The 19,175-nt window shown below is 71.4% G+C and carries 17 protein-coding genes; 16 read left to right on the top strand and 1 reads right to left on the bottom strand.

The features are described from left to right. Positions 1 to 59: 59 nt before the first annotated feature. Positions 60 to 611, bottom strand: a complete 552-nt coding sequence (locus tag OHS33_RS09715) for a beta-class carbonic anhydrase (protein WP_330329977.1) — start codon at positions 609 to 611, stop codon at positions 60 to 62. 385 nt (positions 612 to 996) lie between these two features. On the opposite strand from OHS33_RS09715, the gene rsmH reads away from it, so the two are divergent. The 16 genes from rsmH (at position 997) to OHS33_RS09635 (ending at position 18,962) form a co-directional block, all read left to right on the top strand. Then, complete coding sequence (gene rsmH / locus OHS33_RS09710) at positions 997 to 1,926, top strand: 16S rRNA (cytosine(1402)-N(4))-methyltransferase RsmH (protein ID WP_443065428.1); 930 nt, start codon at positions 997 to 999, stop codon at positions 1,924 to 1,926. A 67-nt stretch (positions 1,927 to 1,993) separates the two neighbouring features. Continuing rightward, complete coding sequence (locus OHS33_RS09705) at positions 1,994 to 2,482, top strand: FtsB family cell division protein (protein WP_330329975.1); 489 nt, start codon at positions 1,994 to 1,996, stop codon at positions 2,480 to 2,482. A 4-nt stretch (positions 2,483 to 2,486) separates the two neighbouring features. Beyond that, positions 2,487 to 4,451, top strand: coding sequence for a peptidoglycan D,D-transpeptidase FtsI family protein (locus OHS33_RS09700; RefSeq protein ID WP_330329974.1), 1,965 nt, complete (start codon positions 2,487 to 2,489; stop codon positions 4,449 to 4,451). Between the two features lie 37 nt (positions 4,452 to 4,488). Next, positions 4,489 to 6,264, top strand: coding sequence for a UDP-N-acetylmuramoyl-L-alanyl-D-glutamate--2,6-diaminopimelate ligase (locus OHS33_RS09695; RefSeq protein ID WP_330329973.1), 1,776 nt, complete (start codon positions 4,489 to 4,491; stop codon positions 6,262 to 6,264). Continuing rightward, on the top strand, positions 6,261 to 7,685 hold the full coding sequence (locus OHS33_RS09690; RefSeq protein ID WP_330329972.1) for a UDP-N-acetylmuramoyl-tripeptide--D-alanyl-D-alanine ligase: 1,425 nt from the start codon (positions 6,261 to 6,263) through the stop codon (positions 7,683 to 7,685). Before OHS33_RS09695 ends, OHS33_RS09690 begins: the two co-directional genes overlap by 4 nt. Further along, positions 7,682 to 8,752 (top strand): phospho-N-acetylmuramoyl-pentapeptide-transferase, encoded by a 1,071-nt coding sequence (gene mraY, locus OHS33_RS09685; RefSeq protein WP_330329971.1) that lies wholly within the window; start codon positions 7,682 to 7,684, stop codon positions 8,750 to 8,752. Before OHS33_RS09690 ends, mraY begins: the two co-directional genes overlap by 4 nt. Further along, on the top strand, positions 8,734 to 10,161 hold the full coding sequence (gene murD / locus OHS33_RS09680; protein ID WP_330329970.1) for a UDP-N-acetylmuramoyl-L-alanine--D-glutamate ligase: 1,428 nt from the start codon (positions 8,734 to 8,736) through the stop codon (positions 10,159 to 10,161). Before mraY ends, murD begins: the two co-directional genes overlap by 19 nt. 60 nt (positions 10,162 to 10,221) lie before the next feature. After that, positions 10,222 to 11,589 carry a putative lipid II flippase FtsW gene (ftsW, locus tag OHS33_RS09675; protein WP_330329969.1) on the top strand — a complete coding sequence of 456 codons (1,368 nt, stop codon included), beginning with the start codon at positions 10,222 to 10,224 and terminating at the stop codon, positions 11,587 to 11,589. Positions 11,590 to 11,595: 6 nt separating this feature from the next. After that, positions 11,596 to 12,690, top strand: a complete 1,095-nt coding sequence (gene murG / locus OHS33_RS09670; protein ID WP_330329968.1) for an undecaprenyldiphospho-muramoylpentapeptide beta-N-acetylglucosaminyltransferase — start codon at positions 11,596 to 11,598, stop codon at positions 12,688 to 12,690. A gap of 32 nt (positions 12,691 to 12,722) precedes the next feature. Beyond that, complete coding sequence (locus OHS33_RS09665) at positions 12,723 to 13,583, top strand: cell division protein FtsQ/DivIB (protein ID WP_443065276.1); 861 nt, start codon at positions 12,723 to 12,725, stop codon at positions 13,581 to 13,583. A gap of 277 nt (positions 13,584 to 13,860) precedes the next feature. Next, positions 13,861 to 15,066 carry a cell division protein FtsZ gene (ftsZ, locus tag OHS33_RS09660; RefSeq protein WP_330329967.1) on the top strand — a complete coding sequence of 402 codons (1,206 nt, stop codon included), beginning with the start codon at positions 13,861 to 13,863 and terminating at the stop codon, positions 15,064 to 15,066. Positions 15,067 to 15,083: 17 nt separating this feature from the next. Beyond that, a complete protein-coding gene (pgeF, locus tag OHS33_RS09655) occupies positions 15,084 to 15,794 on the top strand; it encodes a peptidoglycan editing factor PgeF (protein ID WP_443065427.1) in 711 nt (236 codons plus the stop codon). 3 nt (positions 15,795 to 15,797) lie between these two features. Further along, the gene (locus tag OHS33_RS09650) at positions 15,798 to 16,517 is read left to right on the top strand and encodes a YggS family pyridoxal phosphate-dependent enzyme (RefSeq protein ID WP_330329965.1); all 720 of its coding nucleotides are present in this window, start codon (positions 15,798 to 15,800) and stop codon (positions 16,515 to 16,517) included. 163 nt (positions 16,518 to 16,680) lie between these two features. After that, entirely contained in the window at positions 16,681 to 17,301 is a 621-nt protein-coding gene (locus tag OHS33_RS09645) for a cell division protein SepF (RefSeq protein ID WP_330329964.1), read from the top strand. Between the two features lie 85 nt (positions 17,302 to 17,386). Continuing rightward, positions 17,387 to 17,683, top strand: a complete 297-nt coding sequence (locus OHS33_RS09640) for a YggT family protein (RefSeq protein ID WP_330329963.1) — start codon at positions 17,387 to 17,389, stop codon at positions 17,681 to 17,683. Positions 17,684 to 17,732: 49 nt separating this feature from the next. Then, entirely contained in the window at positions 17,733 to 18,962 is a 1,230-nt protein-coding gene (locus tag OHS33_RS09635) for a DivIVA domain-containing protein (RefSeq protein ID WP_330329962.1), read from the top strand. The last annotated feature ends 213 nt before the right edge of the window (positions 18,963 to 19,175 follow it).

Below are 19,175 nucleotides of genomic sequence, written 5' to 3'. Positions count from 1 at the left end.
GCGCGTGTCCGGCCCACCCCGAAAGACACATTGTTGACGGCGTTACGGCCTTGTGTCACTCAAGAGGCGGGATTGATCTCGCGCAGGAGCCCGGTGTGCACGTCGAAGACGAACCCTCGCACATCGTCGCGGTGCGGCAGGAAGGGGTTGGTCCGCACGCGCTGCATGGACTGGCGGACGTCCTGGTCCACGTCGCGGAAGGCCTCGACGGCCCACGCGGGGCGCTGTCCGACCTCGTCCTCCAGCTCGTGCCGGAAGTCCTCGGTCAGGTTTTCGAGGCCACAGCCGGTGTGGTGGATGAGTATCACGCTGCGGGTGCCCAGGGCGCGCTGGCTGATCGTGAGCGAGCGGATGGTGTCGTCGGTGACCACGCCGCCGGCGTTGCGGATGGTGTGGCAGTCGCCCAGCTCCAGGCCCAGGGCGGCGTGCAGGTCGAGACGGGCGTCCATGCAGGCCACCACGGCGACCTTCAGGACGGGACGGGCGTCCATGCCCGGATCGGTGAATTCCGCGGCGTAGCGGGCGTTCGCGAGCACCAGGCGGTCGGTGACGGTCTCGCGCTCCGGGGACGCGGGCGCGGACTCGGCGGGCAGGTGTGCGGAGGTCGTCATAGCTACGACGTTAAGGGGCACCGCTGGTATGAGCAGGGAGTGAGGATGGACAAAGAACGTCAATGGACCTTGTTGTGAGCTAACCCACAAGGGTGGGGTGGGGGCGGCCGACCGGGTGATTCGGGGCATTTGCCGGTTCACCGGGAGAGGGGCGCACGGCGCGCGGGGCGGTTCGTTGACCGCGGCGACCGTTGGACTAAAGTGGCGCGAACCGGCCGGGGCCCGGCCCTCACCGGCCTCCCGGCCCCCGATGAAACTCCGCGTGCGCGGCGCGTACGCACGGCCCGGCCTCCTCCGGCTCTCCGGCCGGCCCGGTGGTGCGTGCGCCTGCCGCGCCGTTAACTGAGAGGGCGCTTTGACTAGCGAGTCCCGACACGTCCCGGTGATGCTCCAGCGGTGCCTGGACCTGTTGGCCCCGGCGCTGGAGAGGCCCGGGGCCGTCGTCGTCGACTGCACCCTCGGTCTCGGCGGCCACAGCGAGGCCCTGCTGACCCGGTTCCCCGAAGCGCGCCTGATCGCGCTCGACCGCGACAAGGAGGCGCTGCGGCTCTCCGCGGAGCGGCTCGCGCCGTTCGGCGACCGCGCGACCCTCGTGCACGCGATCTACGCCGACCTCGCCGAGGTGCTCGACAGCCTCGGCACGCCCACCGTCCAGGGCATCCTCTTCGACCTCGGCGTCTCCTCCATGCAGCTCGACGAGGCCGACCGCGGCTTCGCCTACGCGCAGGACGCGCCCCTGGACATGCGGATGGACCAGACGACCGGCATGAGCGCCGCCGAGGTCCTCAACACCTACCCGCCGGGCGAGCTGGTGCGGATCCTGCGCCAGTACGGCGAGGAGAAGCAGGCCAAGCGGATTGTCTCCGCGGTGGTGCGCGAGCGCGTGAAGGAACCCTTCAGCAACAGCGCCCGGCTGGTCGAACTGATCCGCGACGCGCTGCCCCAGGCCGCCAAGCGGACCGGCGGCAACCCGGCCAAGCGGACCTTCCAGGCCCTGCGCATCGAGGTCAACGGAGAGCTGTCGGGGCTGGAGCGGGCGATCCCGGCGGCCGTGGAACGGATCGCGGTCGGCGGCCGGATCGCCGTGCTCTCCTACCACTCGCTGGAGGACCGGCTGGTCAAGCAGGTGTTCGCGGCGGGCGCCGCGAACACCGCGCCGCCCGGACTGCCCGTCGTACCGGAGAAGTACCAGCCCAAGCTGAAACTGCTCACCCGCGGCGCGGAACTGCCGACGGAGGAGGAGATCGCGGAGAACCGCCGCGCGGCCCCCGCCCGCTGCCGGGGCGTCGAGCGGATCCGGGCGGAGAACCTGTGACCGGCGGGGGTGGAGCGCCCGCGGCCCGCGGCGCGCGGGCTCCGCGGGCGCACCGGGAGGAGACCGGGTGAGCAAGGCCGGGCGGACGCCCTTCGTGCTGCTGGTCGTCGTACTGCTCGGCGGCGGGCTGATCAGCCTGCTGCTGCTGAACTCGGCGCTCAACCAGGGCTCCTTCCAGCTCAGCAAGCTGAAGAAGGAGACCACCTCGCTCACCGACGAGCAGCAGGCCCTCCAGCGCGACGTGGACGCCCAGTCGGCGCCCGACGCGCTGGAGCGCCGGGCCCGCGAACTGGGGCTGGTGCCCGGCGGCAGCCCGGTCTTCCTCGGGCCCGACGGCAAGGTCAGCGGCACACCGACCGCCGCCGAGGTCCCCGCCCCGCCCTCCCCGCCGCCCGCGGCCCCGCCGGGCGCGCAGCCGCCCGCGCAGCAGCCCGGCCCGGCCTCCCCGGCCGCCCCGGCCCCCGCCGGCCCGGCGGGCGCACCGCCCGCCGCGGCCCCGGGCGCCGTCCCGCCCCCGCCCCCCGCGGGCAAGCCCACCCCGACCCCCGGCAGGTGACCGAGTGAGCCCCAAGGAACCTCCGCGGCGGCGGATCCCCGGGCCGCCCAGGCCCCGTACGACCGCGCGGCCCGCCACCCGGCCGGCGTCCCGCCCCGCCACCCGCCGCCCCACCGCGCCCCGGCCGCCGCACACGATCCGGCTCGGCGCGCCCAAGCCCCGGCTGCGCCTGGTCGGCCTCGGCCTGACGCTGGTCATGGCGGCCTTCGTCATCCGGCTGCTCCAGGTCCAGGCGGTCGACGCCTCCGCCTTCTCCGCCGTGGCCTCCAAGAACCGTTTCGCCAGCTACACCCTGGCCGCCGAACGCGGGAACATCACCGACCGCAAGGGCGTGGCTCTGGCCACCAGCGTCGACGCGCACGACATCACCGCCGACCCCTCGATGTTCACCCCGCAGGAGAGCAAGGCCCCGGATGCCCCGGCGCAGGCCGCCGCCCTCCTCGCCCCCATCCTCGGCAAGGACGCCAAGGAGCTGACCGAGCGGCTCGCGACGAAGAACACCCGCTACGTCGTGCTCGCCCGCCGCCAGACCCCCCAGGTCTGGAACCAGATCAAGGACCTCAAGCGGGTCTTCGCCGAGAAGGCCGCGGCCGACAAGAAGAACAACGGCCCCGGCGCGAACGTCCTCGCGGGCGTCTTCCAGGAGCCCAGCAGCAAGCGGGTGTACCCCAACGGGGACCTGGCCGCCGGGATACTGGGTTACGTCAACGCCGAGGGCAAGGGCGCGGGCGGACTGGAGTCCTCCCTCGACAAGAAGCTCTCCGGCAAGGACGGCGAACTGACCTACGCCCAGTCCGGCGGACGGCGCGTCCCCACCGCCGGATCCAGCGAGAAGCCCGCCGTGCCCGGCGCTGACATCGAACTGACCATCGACCGCGACATCCAGTGGGCGGCCCAGAGCGCCATCACCGAGCAGGTCCAGAAGTCCGAGGCGGACCGCGGGTACGTCATCGTCCAGGACACCCGCACCGGCGAGGTCCTGGCCATGGCCAACGCCCCCGGCTTCGACCCCAACGACCTCACCAAGGCCCGTTCCGCCGCCATGGGCAACGCGGCCCTCCAGGACGTCTACGAGCCCGGCTCCACCGCCAAGGTGATGTCGATGGCCGCCGTCCTGGAGGAGAAGAAGGCCACCCCCGCCACCCACGTCACCGTCCCCAACCGGCTGCACCGCGGCGACCGGCTCTTCAAGGACGACATCGACCACCCGACCTGGAACCTGACCCTGAACGGGGTCCTCGCCAAGTCCAGCAACATCGGCACCATCCTGGCCACCGGCCAGCTCGGCGCCACCCAGCCCGAGGCCAACAAGGTCCTGTACTCCTACCTGGACAAATTCGGCATCGGGCAGCCCACCGGGCTCGGCTACCCGGGCGAGTCCCGCGGCATCCTCGCCAAGCCCGAGGCCTGGTCCACCTCCCAGCAGTACACGATCCCCTTCGGCCAGGGCCTCTCCCTCAACGCCATGCAGGCGGCCTCCGTGTACTCGACGATCGCCAACGGCGGTGTCCGGATCACGCCCACCCTGGTCCGCGGCACCAAGGGCCCCGACGGCCGGTTCACCCCGTCCGCCGCGCCCGCGAAGAGCCGCGTGGTGAGCGCCGAGACCGCCAAGACCCTCGCCGAAATGCTCGAATCGGTCGTCGACGACCAGGAGGGCACCGGCACCAAGGCCCGCATCCCGGGCTACCGGGTCGGCGGCAAGACCGGAACGTCCAACCGGGTGGATCCCGCCACGGGCCACTACAAGGGCTACACCGCGTCGTTCGCGGGTTTCGCCCCCGCGGACGCTCCGCGCGTCACCGTGTACTGCGCCATCCAGAACCCCACCAAGGGCAGCTACTTCGGCGGACAGATCTGCGGGCCCATCTACAAGAAGGTCATGGAGTTCGCCCTCAAGACCCTCCAAGTCGCCCCCAGCGGCACCGCCCCCGCCGGACTGCCGGTCACCTTCGAACCCGGCCAGTGAGCAGACCGCCGAGCCACCAGACCGTGAGGCACCATCAGTGACAACGATCACCCCGAAACCCGGGAACCGGCCCGTCGAAGGCCCCACGACCGGGCCCTCGCTTCGCAACCGGCCCACTGCGCCCGGTACGCTCACCGCCGTGCCCCACGCTGATCAGCCCAGAACCACCCAGAAAGACGCCCCGGCAGCGCTGCCAGGAGCGCCCCGGCCGCTGGCCGTCCGACCGACCCCGCTCGGCGATCTGGCCGCGCTGCTCGGCATCGAGACGCCCGTGCCCGCCGAGGTGCCCGACAGCCCAGGCCAGCACGGCCGTCACGGCCGTCCCACGGGCATCACCGGCATCACGCACGACTCGCGCGCGGTCCGCCCGGGCGATGTCTACGCGGCCCTGCCCGGAGCGCGCCTGCACGGCGCCGACTTCGCGCCGCAGGCCGCCGAGCTGGGCGCCGCCGCGGTCCTGACGGACCCGGCGGGCGCCGCGCGCGCCGCCGCCACCGGACTGCCCGTCCTCACGGTCGACGACCCGCGCGGACGGATGGGCGAGCTGGCCGCCGCGATCTACGGACGCCCCGGCGAGGACCTGCTCCAGATCGGCATCACCGGGACCTCCGGCAAGACCACCACCGCCTACCTCATCGAGGGCGGGCTGCGGCAGGCCGGGCGGATGACCGGACTCGTCGGCACCGTCGAGATGCGGATCGGCGACCAGGCCGTCAAGTCGGAGCGCACCACCCCCGAGGCCACCGACCTCCAGGCGCTCTTCGCGGTCATGCGCGAACGCGGCGTCCAGGCCGTCGCCATGGAGGTCTCCAGCCACGCCCTGATGCTCGGCCGGGTGGACGGCTGCGTCTTCGACGTCGCCGTCTTCAACAACCTGAGCCCCGAGCACATGGAGTTCCACTCCGACATGGAGGACTACTTCCAGGCCAAGGCGCGGCTCTTCACCGAGCGCCGCAGCCGCCTGGGCGTGGTCAACCTCGACGACGAGTACGGGCGCCGGCTCGCGAAGGAGGCCACGATCCCGCTGGTGACCTTCTCGGCCACCGGCGACCCGGCCGCCGACTGGCGCGCCGAGGACGTCGTCTCCGGCCCCGTCGGCTCCACCCTGACCCTGGTGGGCCCGGACGGGGAGCGGGTCTCGGCCACCGCCCCGCTGCCCGGCCCGTTCAACGTGGCCAACACGGTCGCCGCGGTCGTCACCCTGGCCGCCGCCGGGATCGACCCGCAGACCGCCGCCGACGGCGTCGCCGCCGTCCCCGGGGTCCCGGGCCGCCTGGAGCGCGTGGACGCGGGCCAGCCGTACCTCGCCGTCGTCGACTACGCGCACAAGACCGACGCCGTCGAATCGGTGCTGCGGGCGCTGCGCGAGGTCACCGAGGGCAAGCTGCACATCGTGCTCGGCTGCGGCGGCGACCGCGACACCACCAAGCGGGCCCCGATGGGCGCCGCGGCCGCCCGGTTCGCCGACACCGCGCTGCTGACCTCCGACAACCCGCGCTCCGAGGACCCGCTCGCGATCCTCGCCGCGATGCTCGGGGGCGCCGTGTCCGTACCGGCCGCCGAGCGGGCCACCGTCCTCGTCGACGCCGACCGGGCGGCGGCCATCGCCGCCGCCGTCGCGCGCGCCGAACCCGGTGACACCGTCCTCGTCGCGGGCAAGGGCCACGAACAGGGCCAGGACACGGGGGGCGTCGTACGGCCCTTCGACGACCGCGCCGTGCTCCGCGCCGCCATCGAGGCGCACCGCGGCGCACCGGACCGGACCCAGCCGGACCAGACCACGCCCGCCCGACAGGCCGAGGTGAACCAGTGATCGACCTCTCCCTCGCCGAGATCGCCGGCATCACCGGCGGGCTTGCGCACGACATACCGGATCCGTCCGTACGCGTCACCGGGCCCGTCGTCATCGACTCCCGCCAGGTCGAGCCGGGCAGCCTGTTCGCCGCCTTCGACGGCGAGCACGTCGACGGCCACGACTACGCGGAGCGCGCGGTCGCCGCGGGCGCCGCGGCCGTCCTGGCCGCCCGGCCCGTCGGCGTACCCGCGATCGTCGTCCCCGACGTCGAGAAGGCGCTCGGCGCCCTCGCCCGGGCCGTCGTCGAGCGCCTGGGCACCGACGTGGTGGCGCTGACCGGCTCCGCCGGGAAGACCTCCACCAAGGACCTCATCGCCCAGGTGCTCCAGCACCACGCGCCCACCGTGTGGACGCCCGGCTCCCTCAACAACGAGATCGGCCTGCCGCTCACCGCGCTCAAGGCCACCGCCGACACCCGGCACCTGGTCCTGGAGATGGGCGCCCGCGGCATCGGCCACATCGCCTACCTCACCGGCCTCACCCCGCCGCGGATCGGCCTGGTCCTCAACGTCGGCACCGCCCACATCGGCGAGTTCGGCGGCCGCGAGCAGATCGCGCGGGCCAAGGGCGAGCTGGTCGAGGCCCTGCCGGAAGAGGCCGCGGGCGGAGTCGCCGTCCTCAACGCCGACGACCCCCTCGTGCGCGCCATGACGGCCCGTACGAAGGCCCGTACGGTCCTCTTCGGAGAGGCCGAGGACGCCGACGTACGCGCCACCGAGGTGCGGATGACACCGGCGGGACAGCCCTCCTTCACACTCCACACACCCACCGGGTGCGGCGAAGTGACCTTGCGGCTGTACGGTGAGCACCACGTGTCGAACGCGCTCGCCGCGGCCGCCGTCGCCCATGTACTGGGCATGTCCGTCGCCGAGATCGCCACCGCGCTCTCCGGGGCGGGCACGCTGTCCCGGTGGCGGATGGAGGTCACCGAGCGGGCGGACGGCGTGACAGTCGTCAACGACGCCTACAACGCGAACCCGGAGTCCATGCGGGCCGCCCTGCGCGCACTTGCCGCGATGGGCGGCGGCGCGCGGGCGAACGGGGGCCGCACGTGGGCGGTGCTCGGTCCCATGGCCGAGCTGGGCGACGAGTCGCTCGCCGAGCACGACGCGATCGGACGGCTCGCCGTCCGGCTCAACGTGAGCAAGCTCATCGCAGTCGGGGGCAGGGAAGCGTCCTGGCTGCAACTGGGCGCATATAACGAGGGTTCGTGGGGTGAGGAGTCGGTGCTCGTGTCCGACGCGCAGGCGGCGGTCGACCTGTTGCGCAGTGAACTGCGCCCGGGAGACGTCGTGCTGGTGAAGGCTTCCAGGTCCATCGGCCTGGAGCGGGTCGCGCTGGCGCTCCTTGAGCGCGAGGGCGAGGTCACCGGCCGATGAGGCAGATCCTGTTCGCGGGAGTCATCGGGCTCTTCCTGACTCTCGTCGGCACCCCGCTGCTGATCAAGGGGCTGGCCCGCAAGGGTTACGGCCAGTTCATCCGGGACGACGGGCCGCGCGGCCACGCCGGGAAGAAGGGCACGCCCACCATGGGCGGCATCTCCTTCATCCTGGCCACGCTGGTCGCGTACGCCCTGACGAAGGTGATCACCTCCAGCCAGCCGACCTTCTCCGGTCTGCTGGTGCTCTTCCTGATGGCGGGGATGGGCGTGGTCGGCTTCCTGGACGACTACATCAAGATCGTCAAGCAGCGTTCGCTGGGTCTGCGGGCCAAGGCCAAGATGGCCGGCCAGCTGATCGTCGGCATCGCCTTCGCGGTCCTCGCCCTGCAGTTCTCGGACGGGCGCGGGCTCACGCCCGCCTCCAAGAGGCTCTCCTTCGTGACCGACTTCGGCTGGTCCATCGGGCCGGTGCTGTTCGTGGTCTGGGCGCTGTTCATGATCCTGGCGATGTCGAACGGCGTGAACCTCACCGACGGCCTCGACGGACTGGCCACCGGCGCGGCCGTGATGGTCTTCGGCGCCTACACCTTCATCGGTGTCTGGCAGTACCAGGAGTCCTGCGCCAACGCGCAGACCCTGCCGAACCCGTCCGCCTGCTTCGAGGTCCGAGACCCGCTCGACCTCGCGGTCGTCGCCTCCGCCCTCATGGGCGCCTGCTTCGGCTTCCTGTGGTGGAACACCTCGCCCGCCAAGATCTTCATGGGTGACACCGGTTCGCTGGCCCTCGGCGGCGCGCTCGCCGGTCTCGCGATCTGCTCCCGCACGGAGTTCCTGATCGCCCTGCTCGGCGGCCTCTTCGTCCTGATCACCATGTCCGTGGTGATCCAGGTCGGTTCCTTCAAGATGACCGGCAAGCGGGTCTTCCGGATGGCGCCGCTCCAGCACCACTTCGAACTCAAGGGGTGGTCCGAAGTCCTTGTGGTGGTCCGCTTCTGGATCATCCAGGGCGTGTGCGTGATCGTCGGCCTCGGACTCTTCTACGCGGGATGGGCAGCGGACAAGTGACCGCCTGGAACGGCAAGAACATCACCGTCGCCGGTCTCGGCGTGAGCGGCATCAGCGCCGCCCGCGCCCTGGCCGGCCTCGGTGCGGTGGTGACCGTCGTCGACGGCGGCGACAGCGAGGGCCACCGCGCGCGGGCCGCCGAACTCGGCGAACTGGGCATCTCCGTACGCCTCGGCGACGCGGAGACCCTCCCCGAGGGCACCGACCTCGTCGTGACCTCGCCCGGCTGGAAGCCCGACAGCCCGCTGTTCGCCGCAGCCGCGGCGGCCGGTGTGGACGTCGTCGGCGACGTCGAGATCGCCTGGCAGCTGCGCGGCGAGAACGCCGCGCCCTGGCTGGCCATCACCGGGACCAACGGCAAGACCACCACCACCCAGATGCTCGCGTCGATCCTGCGCGCCGCCGGTCTGCGGACCGCCGCCGTCGGCAACATCGGCACCCCGATCATCGACGTGGTCACCGGCGCCGAACAGTACGACGTGCTCGCCGTCGAACTCTCCAGCTACCAGCTGCACTGGGCGCCCTCCGTACGCGCCCACTCGGCGGCCGTCCTGAACCTGGCCCCCGACCACCTCGACTGGCACGGCACCATGGAGGCGTACGCCGCCGACAAGGGCCGCATCTACGAGGGCAACACCGTCGCCTGCGTCTACAACGTCGGCGACAAGGCCACCGAGGACCTCGTCGTCGAAGCAGACGTCGAAGAGGGCTGCCGCGCCATCGGCTTCACCCTCGGCGCCCCCGGCCCCTCCATGCTCGGCGTCGTCGACGGCATCCTGATCGACCGCGCCTTCGTGGAGAACCGGCAGAAGAACGCCCAGGAGCTGGCCGAGGTCTCCGACGTGGACCCGCCGGCCCCGCACAACATCGCCAACGCCCTCGCGGCGGCGGCCCTGGCCCGCGCCTTCGGCGTCGAGCCGCGCGCCGTCCGCGACGGCCTGCGCAACTTCCGCCCCGACGCCCACCGGATCGCGTACGTCGCCGAGGTCGAGGGGGTCACCTACATCGACGACTCCAAGGCGACCAACACGCACGCCGCGGAAGCCTCCCTGGCGGCCTACGAGCCGGTCGTGTGGATCGCGGGCGGCCTGGCCAAGGGCGCGACCTTCGACGAGCTGGTGACCCGCTCCGCGAAGCGGCTGCGCGGCGCCGTCCTGATCGGCGCCGACCGGGCCCTGATCCGCGACGCGCTGGCGCGACACGCGCCCGAGGTCCCGGTGGTCGAGCTGGAACGGACCGACACTGGGGCGATGCTCGCGGCGGTCCGGGAAGCGGCCCGGCTGGCCGAGCCCGGCGACACGGTCCTGCTGGCACCCGCGTGTGCCTCGATGGACATGTTCGCGAACTACAACAAGCGCGGGGACGCGTTCGCCGACGCCGTCCGCGAACTCGCCGCGGCGGGCGCCTAGCGAGGCAGGGGTCGGACCCCTCCGGTCGGCTGCTCGTACGAGTGGAGGGGAAGATCACACATGCCGGCCAAGCAACTGCTCCCGGGGCGGCGGCCGTCCGCCCCGAAGCCGAAGGCGCAGGGCCGCAAACGGCCCGCGCCGAGCGCCAAGCGGACCCCCGGGCGCGGTTCGCTGGACGGGCTGCGGCGCACGCAGCGGCAGGTGCGCCGGGCCTGGGACCGTCCGCTCACCGCGTATTACCTGATCTTCGGCAGCGCCCTGCTGCTCACCGGGCTCGGTCTGGTGATGGTCTACTCGGCCTCCATGATCAAGGGCCTCCAGCTGGGCCTGGGCGCCTCGTACTTCTTCAAGAAGCAGTTCCTGGCCGCCTCCATCGGTGCCGTCCTGCTGCTGGCCGCCTCGCGGATGCCCGTCAAACTGCACCGGGCGCTGTCCTACCCGGTCCTCGCCGGAACCCTCTTCCTGATGGCCCTGGTCCAGATCCCGGGGATGGGCGTGTCGATCAACGGGAACCAGAATTGGATTTCCCTTGGTGGTCCGTTCATGCTCCAGCCCAGTGAGTTCGGCAAGCTGGCACTGATCCTGTGGGGCGCCGACCTGCTGGCCCGCAAGGGCGACAAGGAGCTGCTGAGCCAGTGGAAGCACCTCCTGGTGCCGCTGGTGCCGGTGACCTTCCTGCTGCTCGGGCTGATCATGCTGGGCGGGGACATGGGCACCGCGATGATCCTGGGCGCGATCCTCTTCGGCCTGTTGTGGCTGGCCGGGGCTCCGACCAGGATGTTCGCCGGCGTACTCGCCTTCGCGGGTGTGATCGTCGCCGTACTGATCAAGACCAGCCCGCACCGGATGGACCGCCTCGAGTGCCTGGGGGCGACAGATCCGGGCAAGAACGACTTGTGCTGGCAGGCCGTCCACGGAATCTACGCCCTGGCGTCCGGTGGATGGTTCGGTTCCGGACTCGGTGCGAGCGTGGAAAAATGGGGGCAACTGCCCGAAGCCCACACGGACTTCATCTTTGCCATCACCGGTGAGGAACTGGGGCTGGCGGGGACGCTGTCGGTACTCGCCCTGTTCGCGGCTCTAGGCTATGCGGGTATCCGCGTGGCCGGACGTACGGAGGACTCCTTCGTCAGGTTTGCCGCGGGAGGCGTGACCACCTGGATCACGGCGCAAGCCGTGATCAACATCGGTGCGGTGCTCGGTCTGCTGCCGATCGCCGGGGTCCCGCTCCCGCTGTTCTCCTACGGGGGGTCCGCCCTGCTGCCGACGATGTTCGCCGTGGGACTGCTCATCGCGTTCGCGCGGGAGGAGCCCGGGGCGCGCGCGGCGCTCGCGATGCGACAGCCGAAGTTCGGCTGGAAGCGGGCCGGGCTGAGATGGAAGACGATGAGACGGCGCGTCAAGAAGCGTCCGTCCGGAGAGCGGTGAATTTCGGTGCATGTCGTACTCGCCGGTGGGGGGACCGCCGGCCACATCGAGCCGGCGCTCGCCCTCGCGGACGCCCTGCGCAGGCAGGACCCCTCCGTGGGCATCACCGCCCTCGGAACGGAACGGGGCCTTGAGACCCGCCTGGTGCCGGAGCGCGGCTACGAGCTGGGACTGATCCCCGCCGTACCGCTGCCCCGCAAGCCCACCCCGGAGCTGATCACCGTCCCGGGACGGCTGCGCGGCACCATCAAGGCGGCCGAGCAGATCCTGGAGCGCACCAAGGCCGACTGTGTCGTCGGCTTCGGCGGCTACGTGGCGCTGCCCGGCTACCTGGCCGCCAAGCGGCTCGGGGTCCCGATCATCGTCCACGAGGCCAATGCCCGGCCGGGCCTCGCCAACAAGATCGGTTCGCGCTACGCGGCCGCCGTCGCGGTCTCCACGCCCGACAGCAAGCTCCGTAACGCCCGCTACATCGGGATCCCGCTGCGGCGTTCCATCTCGACCCTGGACCGGGCCATGGTCCGGCCCGAGGCGCGGGCCGCCTTCGGGCTCGACCCCAACCTGCCGACGCTGCTGGTCTCCGGCGGCTCGCAGGGCGCGCGCCGGCTCAACGAGGTCGTCCAGGCGGTCGCGCCGACCCTCCAGCGCTCCGGGATCCAGATCCTGCACGCGGTCGGCCCGAAGAACGAACTGCCGCGCGTCGACAACATGCCCGGGATGCCGCCGTACGTACCGGTACCGTACGTGGACCGGATGGATCTCGCGTACGCCGCCGCCGACATGATGCTGTGCCGCGCGGGTGCGATGACCGTCGCCGAACTGTCCGCCGTCGGGCTGCCCGCCGCCTACGTCCCGTTGCCGATCGGCAACGGTGAACAGCGGCTCAACGCCCAGCCGGTGGTCAAGGCCGGCGGCGGCCTGCTCGTCGACGACGCGGAACTGACGCCCGAGTGGATCCTCAGCCAGGTCCTCCCGGTTCTCGCCGATCCGCACCGTCTGTACGAGATGTCGCGCGCCGCGGCCGAGTTCGGCCGCCGGGATGCGGATGATCTGCTGGTCGGCATGGTCTACGAGGCGATCGCCGCACACAGAGCCCGCTGAGCCGGGAAGGCACGGACGCAGGAGGCACCGCAGTGGCCGGAGCGACGACCGCACGCAAGGGCGGCGAACCACCGAAGCCCGCCAAGGCGTCCAGGCCACCCCGACCGCCCAAGCCGGGCAGGACGGCGAAAGCGGCGAAGAAAGCAGCGGCACCGGGCCCCCGCGGCCCCCGGCCCGGCCGGGGGCGCCTGCGCCGGGGCCCGGTGCTGCTCGCGGCCGCCCTCACCGCCGTCCTGCTCGGCGCGGGCGGCACGTGGGCCCTGTACGGGTCCGGCTGGCTGCGGGTCGAGAAGGTCACTGCGGGCGGCACCGAGGTGCTCACCCCGGCACAGGTGCTCGCGGCGGCGGCCGTTCCGGTCGGGGCCCCGCTCGTCACCGTGGACACCGGCGAGATCGAGAGCCGGGTCCGCGCGAAGCTGCCGCGGGTCGACACCGTCACGGCCACCCGGTCGTGGCCGCACGGAATCGGGCTGAAAGTGACGGAGCGCAAACCCGTCCTGCTCATCAAAAAGGGCACGGACTTCGTGGAAGTGGACGCTTCGGGTGTGCGATTCGACACGGTTCCGAAAGCACCCGCGGGCGTTCCGCTCCTCGAACTGGCCGCCGGACAGTCGCCGAGCGCCCGCCGCTTCGACGAGGAACGGCTGCTGCGCGAGGCGGTGGCGATCGCGGGCGACCTCCCCGCGCCCGTGGCCAGGGAGACCCTGACGGTCAAGGTGGGCTCGTACGACGCGGTCGTACTGGAGCTGACGCGGGGCCGGAAGGTCGTCTGGGGGAGCGGGGAGCAGGGTGAGGCGAAGGCCCGCGCGCTGACCGCGCTGCTCAAGGCCGTGCCCAAGGCTGACCACTTCGACGTGAGCGCCCCCACGGCCCCTGCGGTGTCCGGGAGTTGACGCCGGGTCGAACAGCGACGCACCCTGGTTGGCCAGCGATATGGGTGATCACATAGGGTGAAAAGAAAAACGGGAGGTTCGGCGTGTTCGTTGAACGCGCACCACTTGTCGACTTAGTGTCCTGTTCGGAGAGTCCAGGGAACAGACACACTCTTAACCCTAAACTTCAGGGTTAGGGTTCGGGTCGGCGTGTTGGACCGTCCCACTTTCGGCATCAGTCGTCGCACCGCAGGCCCGCGAGGCGGCGACACGTAACTCGAGGCGAGAGGCCTTCGACGTGGCAGCACCGCAGAACTACCTCGCAGTCATCAAGGTCATCGGTGTCGGCGGCGGTGGTGTCAATGCCATCAACCGAATGATCGAGGTCGGTCTCAAGGGCGTCGAGTTCATCGCCATCAACACCGACGCCCAGGCGCTGTTGATGAGCGACGCCGACGTCAAGCTCGACGTCGGTCGTGAACTCACCCGGGGCCTCGGCGCCGGAGCCAACCCGGCCGTCGGCCGCAAGGCGGCAGAGGACCACCGTGAGGAGATCGAGGAGGTCCTCAAGGGGGCCGACATGGTCTTCGTCACCGCCGGCGAAGGCGGTGGCACCGGAACCGGTGGCGCCCCCGTGGTCGCCAACATCGCGCGCTCGCTCGGCGCCCTGACGATCGGCGTGGTCACCCGGCCCTTCACCTTCGAAGGCCGCCGGCGCGCCAACCAGGCGGAGGACGGCATCGCCGAACTCCGCGAAGAGGTCGACACCCTCATCGTCATCCCCAACGACCGGCTGCTGTCCATCTCGGACCGCCAGGTCAGCGTGCTGGACGCCTTCAAGTCGGCGGACCAGGTCCTGCTGTCGGGCGTCCAGGGCATCACCGATCTCATCACCACCCCGGGTCTGATCAACCTCGACTTCGCGGACGTCAAGTCCGTGATGTCCGAGGCGGGCTCGGCGCTCATGGGCATCGGCTCCGCCCGCGGCGACGACCGCGCCGTGGCCGCCGCCGAGATGGCGATCTCCTCCCCGCTGCTGGAAGCGTCCATCGACGGAGCCCGCGGCGTGCTGCTCTCCATCTCCGGTGGATCCGACCTCGGTCTCTTCGAGATCAACGAGGCGGCCCAGCTGGTCAGCGAGGCCGCGCACCCCGAGGCGAACATCATCTTCGGCGCCGTGATCGACGACGCGCTCGGCGACGAGGTACGGGTCACCGTCATCGCGGCCGGGTTCGACGGCGGACAGCCCCCGGCCCGCCGGGACAACGTCGTCGGTGCCGCGTCCACCAAGCGCGAGGAGCCGGCCCCGCCGGTCCGCGCCGCGGAGCCGGTCCGTCCGGCCTTCGGCGGACTCGGCTCGGTCACCCCGCGCGAGGACGTCCAGATCCCGGTCGAGAAGGCTCCGGCCGAGGCCGCGATCCCGGCGGCCCCGCAGGTCCCGACGGCCCGGCCGTACCAGGACAGCCCGGCCGAAGAGCTGGATGTCCCGGATTTCTTGAAGTGACGATAGAGCAGCACACCGTGAGCGGCGCCCACTTCGCTTTCACCGACAGGTGGGGCGGGGGGAGCGCCGTTCCGTATGAGGAGCTGAACCTCGGCGGTGCGGTGGGGGACGACCCGGACGTCGTCCGCGCCAACCGGGCGACGGCCGCGCGGACCCTGGGCCTGGCCCCGGACCGGGTGGTCTGGATGAACCAGGTGCACGGGCGGGACGTCGCCGTGGTCGACGGCCCCTGGGCCGCGGACCAGGAGGTTCCCGCCGTGGACGCGGTGGTGACCGCCCGTCGGGGGCTCGCCCTCGCGGTCCTCACCGCAGACTGCACCCCCGTCCTGCTGGCCGACCCCGTCGCCGGGGTGGTGGCCGCCGCCCACGCCGGGCGGCCCGGACTGGTCGCCGGGGTGGTGCCCGCCGCCGTGGCGGCGATGGTCTCCCTCGGCGCGGAACCCGGGCGGATGGTGGCCCGTACCGGACCCGCCGTCTGCGGGCGGTGCTACGAAGTGCCCGCCGCGATGCGGGACGAGGTCGCGGCGGTCGTACCGGCCGCCTTCGCCGAGACCAGCTGGGGGACACCGGCCGTCGACGTGGTCGCCGGGGTGCACGCGCAGCTCGCCGCGGCGGGGGTGGTGGATCTCCACCGTTCCCCGGTCTGCACACTGGAGTCGCGGGACCACTTCTCGTACCGCCGCGACCGGGTGACCGGGCGGCTTGCCGGATACATCTGGTGGGATTGAAAGATGACTGACCGTAGCTCGGAGCTGGCCGCCAACCTGGAGCGGGTGGAGGAACGCATCTCCACCGCCTGTGCGGCGGCCGGGCGGGGGCGGGACGAGGTGACCCTCATCGTGGTCACCAAGACGTACCCCGCGAGCGACGTACGACTGCTGGCGGAGCTGGGTGTCCGTCATGTGGCGGAGAATCGCGACCAGGACGCCGCTCCCAAGGCCGCGGCCTGCGCGGATCTGCCGCTCAGCTGGCACTTCGTCGGTCAGTTGCAGACGAACAAAGTCCGTTCGGTGGCGGGTTACGCACACGTCGTGCAGTCCGTCGACCGGGCCCGGCTGGTGCCCGCGCTCTCGGCGGCCGCGGTCAAGGCCGGACGCGAACTCGGCTGCCTCGTACAGATCGCGCTCGACGCCGGGTCGGGGGAGCGCGGGGAGCGGGGCGGCGCGGCGCCGGACCTGCTGCCGGAACTGGCGGACCTCCTCGCCGCGGCGCCGGGACTGCGGATCGACGGTCTGATGACGGTCGCGCCGCTGGCCGGTCCCTACGCGGGACGCGAACAGGCCGCCTTCGAGCGGTTGCTGGAATTGTCATCCCAGCTGCGCGCGGACCATCCGGCTGCCACGATGGTCTCGGCCGGGATGAGCGCCGACCTGGAACAGGCCGTCATGGCCGGTGCGACACATGTACGCGTCGGCACTGCGGTACTCGGCGCGAGGGCCCGGCTCGGGTAACGTCGCGAAGAAAGTCGGACCACAGCAGAAAATATGGTCATTTCCGCAGATGAGCGGACAGACCACGTGGATCGCAGGCAGTTGGTGACTTTGGTGACAATGCGACACGACACCTGCGACACCTGCGACAGGGCGATCCACCACAGAGCGGAGGACTCAGAGAATGGCCGGCGCGATGCGCAAGATGGCGGTCTACCTCGGCCTCGTGGAGGACGACCGGTACGACAACCCGGGGTACGACCCCGACGACGAGTTCGAACCCGAGCCGGAACCGGAACGAGCCCGCGACAGGGACCGCCGGCAGCAGGCCGTATCGCACCAACCGCCCGTACAGGACGAACCGGTACGAGTCGTACAGCCCCCGGCGCAGCGCGAACCCATCGCAATCCCGGTAGAAAACGGACGATCGCCGCGAATTGCACCCGTGGCATCCATCACACCTGAACGCCCCACCATGGAGAAGAACGCCCCCGTGATCATGCCCAAGGTCGTCTCCGAGCGGGAGCCCTACCGCATCACCACACTGCACCCCCGGACGTACAACGAGGCCCGTACCATCGGGGAACACTTCCGTGAGGGCACCCCGGTGATCATGAATCTCACGGAGATGGACGACACCGACGCGAAGCGTCTCGTCGACTTCGCGGCCGGTCTCGTGTTCGGTCTGCACGGCAGCATTGAACGCGTGACACAGAAGGTGTTCCTGCTGTCGCCTGCTAACGTCGATGTCACGGCGGAGGACAAGGCCCGCATTGCGGAGGGCGGGTTCTTCAACCAAAGCTAGACCGACGAGTTAAGACACGGGACCGTCAAAGACCGGCCCGGCCGGGAGGCCGGACAGCGACAGCAAGGGGAGAGGGAAGCGCGGGATGGGCGTGGCTCTGGAGGTTGTCTACATCGCGCTGATGTGCTTCCTCATCGTGCTGATCTTTCGACTGGTCATGGACTACGTCTTCCAGTTCGCGCCCTCGTGGGTGCCTGGCAAGGCGATGGTGGTCGTTCTTGAGGCCACCTACACTGTCACCGATCCACCGCTCAAGCTCCTTCGGCGGTTCATCCCGCCGTTGCGTCTCGGGGGCGTGGCACTCGACCTGTCCTTCTTCGTTCTGATGATCATCGTTTACATCCTCATCAGTTTCGTGAGCACCGCAGCGAGAAGCGTGTGAACGATACGGTCTTGCCGACTGCCGACGACTACGTAGAGGTGAAGAAGAGATGCCGCTGACCCCCGAGGACGTGCGGAACAAGCAGTTCACGACCGTTCGCCTCCGAGAAGGCTACGACGAGGACGAGGTTGACGCCTTCCTCGACGAGGTCGAAGGCGAACTGACGCGCCTGCTCCGCGAGAACGAGGATCTGCGCGCCAAGCTGGCGGCCGCCACGCGTGCCGCCGCGCAGAACCAGCAGCAGCAGGGCATGCGCAAGCCGGAGCCGCAGGACCAGCGAGGCCCGGGCGCCCCGGTCCCCGCGGCCATATCCGGCCCGCCGCAGCAGCAGCAGCCCCAGCAGATGGGTCCGCCCCAGCTGCAGGGCGGCCAGCCGCAGCTGCCGGCCGGTCCCGGCGGACACGGACCGCAGGGTCCGGGCCCGATGGGCGGCCCCATGCAGCAGCACCCCATGGCCGGACAGCAGTCCATGGGCGGCCAGAACCAGCTCGGCCAGCCGATGCAGCAGCAGCAGATGCAGCAGCAGATGGGCCAGCAGATGCAGCCCATGCAGCAGCAGCAGATGGGCCAGCCGATGGGGCAGCAGATGCAGCCCATGGGCCAGCAGATGCAGCCGATGCACCAGCAGCAGCAGCCGCCGCAGCTCCCGCAGCAGGGTCCCGGTGGCGACAGCGCCGCCCGTGTCCTGTCCCTGGCGCAGCAGACCGCCGACCAGGCGATCGCGGAGGCCCGTTCCGAGGCCAACAAGATCGTCGGCGAGGCCCGTTCGCGCGCCGAAGGCCTGGAGCGGGACGCCCGTGCCAAGGCCGACGCGCTGGAGCGGGACGCGCAGGAGAAGCACCGCGTCGCGATGGGCTCCCTGGAGTCCGCCCGCGCCACGCTGGAGCGCAAGGTCGAGGACCTGCGTGGCTTCGAGCGCGAGTACCGCACGCGTCTGAAGTCCTACCTGGAGAGCCAGCTGCGTCAGCTGGAGACCCAGGCCGACGACTCCCTCGCGCCGCCGCGCACCCCGGCCACCGCCTCGCTGCCGCCGTCGCCGGCGCCGTCGATGGCACCGGCCGGAGCGATGGGGCACTCCATGGGCGGCCCGTCCCCCATGGGCGGTCCCTCCCCGATGGGCGGCCCGTCCCCGATGGGTGGCCCCTCCTACGGTGGCCAGCAGCAGATGACTCCCGCGATGACGCAGCCGATGGCTCCGGTGCGGCCGGTTGCGCCGCAGCCGATGCAGCAGGCGCCGTCGCCGATGCGGGGCTTTCTGATCGACGAGGACGACAACTAAGCGCGCGCCTCACCCGTCGGCAGACGGTCGGGCCGGGCCCGGGTTCCCTTTGGAACCCGGGCCCGGCCCGTTTGCGTTCCCCCTCGCCTCAAACGCCGGCGGGGCTGGGTTTGGCCCGGGCGGGGCTGGAGCTGGCCCGCGGGCGGGGCCGATGGGGCGCCGGGCGGGGGGTGAGGGTGTTTGTCCGGCTGGTGCCGGGGTGCCTCCGGCGGC

Source organism: Streptomyces sp. NBC_00536 (assembly GCF_036346295.1).
In the GTDB taxonomy this organism is placed as follows: Bacteria; Actinomycetota; Actinomycetes; order Streptomycetales; family Streptomycetaceae; genus Streptomyces.
This window is presented reverse-complemented; position numbering and strand designations above follow the sequence as displayed.

Bases quoted from the DNA above. Each gene is read 5' to 3' on its own strand.
- OHS33_RS09715 (WP_330329977.1), bottom strand. From the start codon at position 611: ATGACGACCTCCGCACACCTGCCCGCCGAGTCCGCGCCCGCGTCCCCG.
- rsmH (WP_443065428.1), top strand. From the start codon at position 997: ATGCTCCAGCGGTGCCTGGACCTGTTGGCCCCGGCGCTGGAGAGGCCC.
- mraY (WP_330329971.1), top strand. From the start codon at position 7,682: ATGAGGCAGATCCTGTTCGCGGGAGTCATCGGGCTCTTCCTGACTCTC.
- murD (WP_330329970.1), top strand. From the start codon at position 8,734: ATGGGCAGCGGACAAGTGACCGCCTGGAACGGCAAGAACATCACCGTC.
- ftsW (WP_330329969.1), top strand. From the start codon at position 10,222: ATGCCGGCCAAGCAACTGCTCCCGGGGCGGCGGCCGTCCGCCCCGAAG.
- OHS33_RS09650 (WP_330329965.1), top strand. From the start codon at position 15,798: ATGACTGACCGTAGCTCGGAGCTGGCCGCCAACCTGGAGCGGGTGGAG.
- OHS33_RS09645 (WP_330329964.1), top strand. From the start codon at position 16,681: ATGGCCGGCGCGATGCGCAAGATGGCGGTCTACCTCGGCCTCGTGGAG.
- OHS33_RS09640 (WP_330329963.1), top strand. From the start codon at position 17,387: ATGGGCGTGGCTCTGGAGGTTGTCTACATCGCGCTGATGTGCTTCCTC.
- OHS33_RS09635 (WP_330329962.1), top strand. From the start codon at position 17,733: ATGCCGCTGACCCCCGAGGACGTGCGGAACAAGCAGTTCACGACCGTT.